7 protein-coding genes are annotated in these 8,190 nt (G+C 63.1%); 2 read left to right on the top strand and 5 right to left on the bottom strand.

Features of this window, described 5'->3' with window-relative positions:
• Positions 1 to 649: Crp/Fnr family transcriptional regulator (locus EN879_RS15525; RefSeq protein WP_164774422.1), on the bottom strand; the 649-nt coding region annotated here is incomplete at its 3' end.
• A 585-nt stretch (positions 650 to 1,234) separates the two neighbouring features.
• Here EN879_RS15525 and EN879_RS15520 point away from each other — a divergent pair.
• Entirely contained in the window at positions 1,235 to 1,498 is a 264-nt protein-coding gene (locus tag EN879_RS15520; RefSeq protein WP_013530598.1) for a hypothetical protein, read from the top strand.
• Positions 1,499 to 1,781: 283 nt separating this feature from the next.
• Here EN879_RS15520 and EN879_RS15510 read toward each other — a convergent pair whose 3' ends face one another.
• The 4 genes from EN879_RS15510 to EN879_RS15495 form a co-directional block, all read right to left on the bottom strand.
• Complete coding sequence (locus EN879_RS15510; RefSeq protein ID WP_082826510.1) at positions 1,782 to 1,892, bottom strand: hypothetical protein; 111 nt, start codon at positions 1,890 to 1,892, stop codon at positions 1,782 to 1,784.
• A gap of 109 nt (positions 1,893 to 2,001) precedes the next feature.
• Positions 2,002 to 3,033, bottom strand: coding sequence for a hydroxyacid dehydrogenase (locus EN879_RS15505; RefSeq protein WP_063168637.1), 1,032 nt, complete (start codon positions 3,031 to 3,033; stop codon positions 2,002 to 2,004).
• A 423-nt stretch (positions 3,034 to 3,456) separates the two neighbouring features.
• Positions 3,457 to 4,647 carry an NAD(P)/FAD-dependent oxidoreductase gene (locus tag EN879_RS15500; protein ID WP_013530602.1) on the bottom strand — a complete coding sequence of 397 codons (1,191 nt, stop codon included), beginning with the start codon at positions 4,645 to 4,647 and terminating at the stop codon, positions 3,457 to 3,459.
• A gap of 118 nt (positions 4,648 to 4,765) precedes the next feature.
• Positions 4,766 to 6,262, bottom strand: a complete 1,497-nt coding sequence (locus EN879_RS15495) for a hypothetical protein (protein WP_063168636.1) — start codon at positions 6,260 to 6,262, stop codon at positions 4,766 to 4,768.
• A gap of 249 nt (positions 6,263 to 6,511) precedes the next feature.
• Here EN879_RS15495 and EN879_RS15490 point away from each other — a divergent pair.
• Positions 6,512 to 8,190: GumC family protein (locus EN879_RS15490; protein WP_127274118.1), on the top strand; the 1,679-nt coding region annotated here is incomplete at its 3' end.

The following is an 8,190-nucleotide window of genomic DNA, read 5'->3' as shown; positions in this document are numbered from 1 at the left end:
GCCTTGCATATTCGGCCTCGGCTTCGCCGTAACTGCCATTGGCGAGTTCCAGCAGCCCGGCGCGGTCGCGAATGACGATCTCGCCCCGTTTCGAGCGAATCAACGCGCGGCCTTCGAGCAATTGAAGCGCGACGGTGACGCCTGGCCGCCTGACACCAAGCATGATGGCCAGGAATTCGTGGGTGATGGCGAGATGTTCGCCGGGCACCCGGTCGTCGCACATGAGCAACCATCGCGCCAGCCGCTCCTCGAGCTTCAGCCGCGCGTTGACGAGCGCGGTGCAGCCGGCCTGGGTTTGTAGTGCGTTGACGAAGCGCAGCAGGAACATGCGCAAGGTCGTACTTGCCTCCAAAGCTGCCTTGAAAGCGCCGGCTTCGATGCGGATCGCTTCGCCTTCGAGTTGGACAAAACAGGCATGCGGCGCACGGTCGTCGCCCATCACCAGGGAGTATCCCGTCATGCCTTCGAAGCCGATGAAGCCCACTTCGGCCTCTTGGCCGCTTGCCGTGCTGGCGACCACCGAACCAATGCCCTGTTCGATGAAGTAGACGGCCTCGATCGGAACATTCGGGGTCACCAGCATCATGCGCAATGGCAAGTCGCAGCGCTGCATGTGCGGCTCGAGCAACGCCAGATCATCCGCAGGCATGCGCCGCAGCAATTGGTTTCGGTACGGATGGTTCCCGTCGGGATTGGGTTTTTTGTCGGGATCAGAGTTTTTGTTGGGATCAGACATGGCGTGGCCCAATGCAGGGCAAGAGCCATCCAATCTCCCAGCCGTCCGTGCCCGTAAAAACGTGAGGACGATGGCCTATGTATAGGGGCTCTGAACGCAGAAAGATATCAATGCGATATGAAATTCGAAGCACGGCGCCCCCCAACGCCTGTTCGCATATGAAAAGATCGGCCTGAATGTTAGTGTCGGAAACGTACCAAACGCCATTTGGTACAAAACCGACATATTTCATGAGAGCGCCGGATCACGCCGATAAAATCCGCTGGCCAATGAAAAGCGCCATGTCGCGCTGGGCCTGGGGACCGTTCGAAGAAGGGGGAGGACCGGGGGGAGAATTGTACGATAGTTACTGTGATGAAGGCCGATGTTGACTCTTGCTCAGCCCGATTTCATTTTTTGACCCACAGCGTCTAAAGCGCATCGCGTTTGATCCGATTTATGCGATGCGCTTTAGGGTCTTTGTTTATGCATGTCGTTCTCCCAAAGCCGAGGTCACTTTTGGACGACATGCATCAAAAGTGGCCGCTGCTCCGAAAGGGGCTTCTTATGTCGAGCCTTCGTAAGCGCAATCCCGGTCTCCATCCTTCCGATCTGCAACTGTGCCAGCGCGTCTTCGATCGGGTCTGCCTGGAGCGCAAATTTGATCGCATGTCGGGGGAGTCGGACGTGCAGCTTCTGGCAGCCACGGTGTTTTCGCTGTTCCAGAATGGCTGCCGCAATGAAGGCGAGTTGCTTGAGAGTTTCAGGCGGACCCGCCAATGACCAAGGCCAGGATCACGTCCGCGGCACCGGCCGAAAACGAACCTTACGACGCTGCGGTCTTCGCCCGGAAATACGGCATGTCGCGGAAGGCCGCGGAGGTCGTGCTGTCCGCGAATGGACCGTCCAGAACAGCCTGTGACGCTGCCGCCCGCTCTTTTATGGAAGCGGTTGCCCGCAGAGCGAAGAGCAGCCATAAACACTGATGCTGCGCCTTGAGCGACTGCCGTCTCGCCGCCGACCCGCGGGCGCGTCCAATGCTACCTTCATCGAACACCGTGAGGCGTCAGCCTGTCGGGCCGATCGGACCGGTCACTCCTGAAGTGGCTTGCTGCGCCGTCACGGCGGAGAGTTTCTGCCGTTTGAGCAGCATCGGCTTTTCATAGATCTTCTTCATGGTCACGGCCTCCCTCCGCAAAGTTCGATTGCGGCAGCGTCATCGCCGGCCGCGCTCCTGTCAAGCGGACCTGGTCGAGGGCCGGCCAACCCGAACGAAAATCCACGCCTCAATTCCTGTCGGCCGGCTTGGAACGCATGCGCGAAACCGTCTCGCGCTCGGCGCGTTTGGAGCGCAGCGGCGGCAGGTCGCGGTCGATCAGGTCCATGTCCTCCAGCACCATATCGCCCATGCGCTTGAAGGCGATGTCGAGCGCGCCGGCGCGGTGAGCCGAGCGCAGGAAGCCGGGCAGGGCGCGCACCGGATGGTCCCGCGCCAGCGGTTCTTCGGGAAAAACGTCGCTGGCGGCGACGATGTGGCCGCTCTTCACCGCCGCCATCAGCGCCGGGAAGTCCACCACGCCGGCGCGGCTGAGCAGGATGAAGGCAGCGCCCTTGCGCATGCCGGCAAAGGCGTCGGCACCGAGAAAACCCTGGTTCTCGCTGGTCACCGAGGCAACGACGAAGATGAAGTCGCTGGTCGACAGCACCTCGTCGAGGGAGGCCGGCTCGACGCCATTGTCGATGAGGATCGATGGCGGCAGCCATGGATCGAAGACTTTGGTGCGGGTGCGGAAGCCCGACAGCAGCCGGTTGAGCGCCCGGCCGAGATCGCCGAAACCGATGATGCCGACATCGGCGCCGGACAAGAGCCGCGCCGTCTGGTTGCCGTCGCCGCCCCACAGTTCCTGTCCCTGGCGGAAGGCGAGGTCGGCATCGACGATGCCGCGGGCGAGATTGAGTGCCATGGCAAGGCCAAGCTCCGCGACCGGCTCGGCGAACACCAGGCCGGTGGTGACGACATGGATGCCGCGCGCGAACAACGTCTCGTAGGGCATATTGTTGATGAGGTTGGTCTCGACATTGAAGACGCAGCGCAGTGTCTTCATCCGATCGAGCGTTTCGGGCGATATGGGCGGCTGGCCGATGATATAGCGCGCCTCGGCCAGCACGTCGGCCGGCAGTTTCGCGACGCCGTCAGCGGTCGTCTCGACGATGCGATAGTGCGCCTTGAGCCGCGCCAGCTGCCGGGCTGTGAAGATCAGGTCGAGCGTGCGTGGTTCAGGCGCACTGATGACCAGCGGCAAGGCGCTGTTGGACATGACTATTCCCTCTGTTCCCCAATGGCCAAAATACCTTGGATGAAACGATTTACAACATCGCGCGGCCGAGGAGAGCGGGATTGGCGCTGGGATGAGGTGACCTGTCGGAGCCGATATGTGCCGGCAATGCAACAGTGAAGAATCGTTTGACCGCGATGGCGTGGATACGACGTAAGAACCAGTAATGGCACAATTGACATGGGGCAGGGAATTGGTTCTGCTGGCGCCGTATCAATTCGGAGGGCACTTTACAGTGAAGAAATACGAGAAACCAACCTTGCAGAAGCGCGACAGGCTTTCGGGTGTCACGGCCCAGACTGCCCCATCGACACCTCCGCCGACGGCAACCTGAGCGGTTGGCGACTGACGCCTTCGCCCTATAAGGGCAATCAATATCGGCGATAGGGCGCCACTGGTCGCGCCCTATCGCATATTGGCCACGGGTGCCCGCCGTTGTCCCAGATGCCGGACCTTACGGCCGATGATCATCAGCTGGCGCGCGGTGTTGTTGCGCAGGCGCCGCACGCGCCATTCCAGCCCGGTGTCGGCGGTAATCGACTTGGCATAGTAACTGACCCGCATGCCATCCTCATCGGCAGCCACCTTGACCGGGTCGTCATAGAAGGCGTTGATCTTGTCAGCCGCCATGCCTGGAGTTTCGAGCCAGCGTGGAATGTGAACCGAATGGAGCTGATCGACATCGGTCATCACGCGGCCGATGCCGACGCCCGGCGTCGGACACGTGGTACAGAAAGCATCGCCGATGAAGATGACCCCGTCGCGGCGATGGCCTTGCGTCGTGCTCAGACTGATCTGCCTGACCTCGACAGGACTCGCGACTTCGAAGTTGCCGCATCGCACGGCTATTTCGGGCATCAATTCGCAGAGCATCTTTTGCGGCTCCTGGCGGAACGCCCGCGTCCACGGCTCGGCCACATTGCGATAGAGGAACATGTTCGCCCGCATCTTGTCGCCGAGGGGAAAGATGCTGATGTAGGCGATACGGTCGGCGGCCCGCCTGCTGTAGCAGGTGACGGACTGATGACCGAAATCGCTGGGCGAGATGGCGAGGTCGAATCCCATCGACAATGAATGCGCCTTCGATTGCTCGATACGCTCGACGCCGACGGCGCGCCGCACCGCCTCGCCGTGACCGGTTGCCACCACCAGCAGGCGGGCATCGATGACGGTGCCGTCGGCCAGCACAAGCCGCTGCCGGTCCGGTCCAGTCGAGACTTCGGTTACCTTGCCGACCGTCAGCGGCACTTGCGCAGGCAAGGCGTCGCGCAGGCCATTGATCAGCGCGCCATAGGAGAATGTGAATTCAGCCTTCTTCTCATGCGCGAAGAACTGGCCGAGGCGAAAGACATGCGTGTCGGTCGTGGAGGTGACGAGACGCTTGAGTGTCGCATCGAGGCCGAGCTTTTCGAACAGCAGCATCTGGTCCATGCCGATCTTCTCGGCCCGGAATTCCTCGTGGTGGACGCGGTGCGGATCGATCAGCGCCACCTTGCGGCCGGCTCGTCCCAACAGAATTGCCAAGGTCGTGCCGGCCATTCCGGCACCGACGATCGCCACATCGACTTGGGCCGGGCCAGCCTCTGAGATACTCATTTTGCTGCTCTTTCTGATGGCAACGGCGCGTTTCACAATCTCCGGTAGAAAATATCTTCCGGACCTAAATCAACCGCAAGCAACCGGCGCGCGTGCTTGGTAGTAACCAATGTTTAGGTTAATCGCGGGCCCGCTGCTTCCAGCGCGGTGCGATCGCCGAGCCATCGATGAACTCAAAGCCGCCAGCCTCGTTGAGCGTGTGAAGTTTACGCCCACTCCATAGCGCACCTGGATTTAAGATGGTTTCAACGACCTGCTCCATGCCGATCAAATCAAGGTGAGAAATGCGTGCGATGCCAAGCGCCGCGCCGTAGCTCCTGCGGCAGTCCTGGACCGGGCGCAGCAGGTCGTTGCCGCGCCTGACCATGCGGCCGGCCGGCCGCACCGAGGCGATATCGATCAGCACGGGATTTTTGGGGTGCGGCGTCCAGGGGCCGCGAAAATCCGGCGCCGACCACAGATGCAGCGCGTCGGAGAAGGCGCCGCCGCCGTCGCGGACGGTGGCGAACAGCCACCAGGCGCCGCCATGCTCGACAAGCGTGGCGTCGCTGGCGACGACACCGGACAGAAGCGTCGCCTCCTTGACCCATCCGCCGGGAAAAGCTGTGGCCCGGTAGAGATCGACCGTGCCGTTGGCGCAGCTTTCCGGCACCATCCAGACCTCGCCGTCGCGCTCGAAGACGAAGGGGTAGGAGAGATGGTAGGGCAGCTCCAACACCGGTTCAGGCCTTCCGAGCGGGCCTGCCGGGCCGAAGGGAACGGCGGAGATGATGGCTTTGCCGAGCCGATGGATATAGTCCTCGACGAACAGGGTCAGCTGGCCCTGGTAGAGGATGGGGAACGGATCGGCGTAGAAGCGGCTGCCGTCGTCCGGCAACTCTTGCCAACCCGACGCCGGATGCGCGCGCAGCTCGAACAGATCGCGGCTCCCGGTTTGCCGCCAGCCGACCTTCCAGTGCGGCGCGTTGTAGCAAAGGTGATAGATCTTCTGGATGATCCGCCGCGCCAGCGCCTTGCCGGCCCTGACCCCAAGCTTGCCCGCCGAGGGCATTGGCGGCGGGCCGCCCACCTGCGCCGGTTCGGGCAGATCAGGCACGGACTTTGCCGCGCCTGACATGGCAGCTATGATCAGGCTTGCTGTGCGCGCCAGCATATCCTGGAAGGACGCCAGCGCGATGCCGCCATATTCGGTGCCCAGACGCCCGGCGGCGATCGCAACGCCGTTCTCCTCGATGCGGGCAAGCGGCGTGCGACCTGCGAGGATCAGGGCCAGCAAGGCCGCTTCGCCGCTGGCGCCGTCATAGGTGACGCGCCAGATCCGTGTGTTTTCCAGCCTGACATCGCCGCAGAGGTCGATGACGAGGTCAGGCGAAGCGGGGGACTGCCGGTAGGGCGCGAGCGCCGAAAGCGGCACACGCTTGGCCAGTCCATCATGGGACAGTCCGTGGATCGCCGTTTCGAGTTGAAACAGGGCCGCGGCGCTGCGCGGAATGCCACCGCCCGCCGGCCTGACATCGACGGACAGTTCGACGTCTTCGAGCGCGGCAAGGCGCTCCAGCAGCGTGACGTGAAAGGCGCGGACGCAGTCGCCGTCCAGGCGGAGGCTTATCTGCATGTTGGAGGTCCGAAAAGGCGGTGCCCGGCCTTGCCGGCCAGACCGGTCCGGTCAAATTGTAACCCCATTTGCATTCGTCTCCGCTCGCTGCGTAGCCAACACCTCGATATGTATATTTTTAAGCAAACCGCGTGCCAAAATTCACGTCACCTCTCAACATAATTAACAATGTTTTAACAGTTGGAGGAATAGCTAGGTTAGCGCCGCAAACTGATCTTGCCGGCATATGGAGTATTGTCGGAGGCAGCCATGCAATCATCCCTGCCCATGGTTCCTCAGCAACACTCCCCGGATCCGGCACGCGCGGGATCATATGCAGCCTCCACTGTCGAACTGGGCGATCTGAAGCGCATCCTGGTGCGCCGCCGGTTCTGGATCTTCGGCACCGTCGCACTGCTGACGCTGGTCGCCCTGCTCTACGGCCTATTCACACCGGCGCTCTACAGCTCGGCGGCGGAAATCCTGATCGATCCGCAGGACCTGCAGGTGGTCACCAACGACGTCAATCCCAGCCGTATCTCACCCGATGGCGGCATCACGCAGGTCGAGAGCCAGGTCAGCGTGGTCCAGTCGACAGGCGTGCTGATGCGGGCGATCGCGGCGACAAACCTGACGCAGGATCCGGAATTCAATGGGCAGGGCTTGCTGTCGCGCCTGCTCGGTTCGGCATCAGCCGAAGGCGACAGGTCGGTGCAGACACTCGACGCGCTGCGCCGGCGCCTGGCGGTGAAGCGGGCCGACAAGGTCCTGGTCCTCGACGTCATCGTCACTGCCAAGAGCGCCGACAAAGCCGCCCTCCTGGCCAACGCCATCGCGCAGGCCTACCTGGTCGACCAGGCGAGCGCGCGCGCGAAAATGGCCAAGGACGCTTCCGAGTCGATCACCGCGCGGCTGGACGAGCAGCGCAAGCGCGTCCAGCAAGCCGAAAACGCCGTCGAAGCCTACAAGTCCGCCAACAACATGGTGATGGCGGCAGGCAATCTGGTCAGCGACCAGGAACTGACCGAGATCAACACGCAGCTTGCGGCGGCGCAGAGCCGCACCGCGGCGCTGAAGGCGCAGGTCGACCAGATGCGCCGGCAGAGCGGCACGCCGGACGCAACTTCGGAAGCAATGCGCTCGGCGGTGATCTCGAGCCTGCGGGCGCAGGAGGCGACGTTGGTCGACCAGGTCTCGCAGCTCGGCACGGAGTTGGGGCCGCGTCATCCCTCGCTGATCGCAGCCCAGCAGCAACTGCGCGACACACGCCAGCTGATCGCGCGCGAACTTGGCCGCATCGCCACCGCCACCGAGACCGACTACGAACGGGCGCTGGCCAACCAGCAGGCGCTGGAAGCCAAGGTCGCCGGCATGAAGAGCAAGTCGCTCGACACCGATCAGGCCTCGGTGCGGCTGCGCGAATTGCAGCGCGACCTCGAGGCGCTGCGTTCCGTCTACTCGAACTATCTCCAGCGCGCCCAGGAGACGCGCGAGCAGATCAATGTCGACAGCACCAATGCGCGCATCATCTCCAACGCCATGCCCGCCTTGAAGAAGAGCTGGCCGCCTCTGCCGCTGCTGTTGCTGGGCGCGATATTCGGCGGCCTTGGGCTCGGCACCGGTCTGGCGCTGATCGCCGAATATTCCTCGCCGACGGTGCTTTCCAGCGCCCAGATGCAGTCGGCCATCGACGCGCCGGTGCTGGGCGTGGTGCCGGCAAAGTCGGACACAGGCCGGCGCTGGTGGCCTTTCGGCGGGGCGCGCGCCGCCGCCTCCAGCCAGAAGACCGATGCCGTCGTCGGCCTTGCGCTCAGGCGCATGTTCAGTTCGGGCCAGCGTCCGGCGGACTGGCCGCTGGTGCCTTCCATCTTGGTGACATCGTCGCCGGGCGAGGGCGCGCAGCGCAGCCGGGTGGCGCGGCTGCTGGCCAATGCCGCGGCATCCAGGGG

The sequence above is a fragment of the Mesorhizobium sp. M7A.F.Ca.AU.002.02.1.1 genome (genome assembly GCF_003998535.1).
In the GTDB taxonomy this organism is placed as follows: domain Bacteria; phylum Pseudomonadota; class Alphaproteobacteria; order Rhizobiales; family Rhizobiaceae; genus Mesorhizobium; species Mesorhizobium ciceri.
Note: the sequence above shows the minus strand (reverse complement) of the source record. Positions and strands in the feature narration are given on the sequence as shown.

Coding starts and splice junctions, on each gene's coding strand:
- EN879_RS15510 (WP_082826510.1), bottom strand. CDS start 1,892: ATGAAGAAGATCTATGAAAAGCCGATGCTGCTCAAACGGCAGAAACTC.
- EN879_RS15505 (WP_063168637.1), bottom strand. CDS start 3,033: ATGTCCAACAGCGCCTTGCCGCTGGTCATCAGTGCGCCTGAACCACGC.
- EN879_RS15500 (WP_013530602.1), bottom strand. CDS start 4,647: ATGAGTATCTCAGAGGCTGGCCCGGCCCAAGTCGATGTGGCGATCGTC.
- EN879_RS15495 (WP_063168636.1), bottom strand. CDS start 6,262: ATGCAGATAAGCCTCCGCCTGGACGGCGACTGCGTCCGCGCCTTTCAC.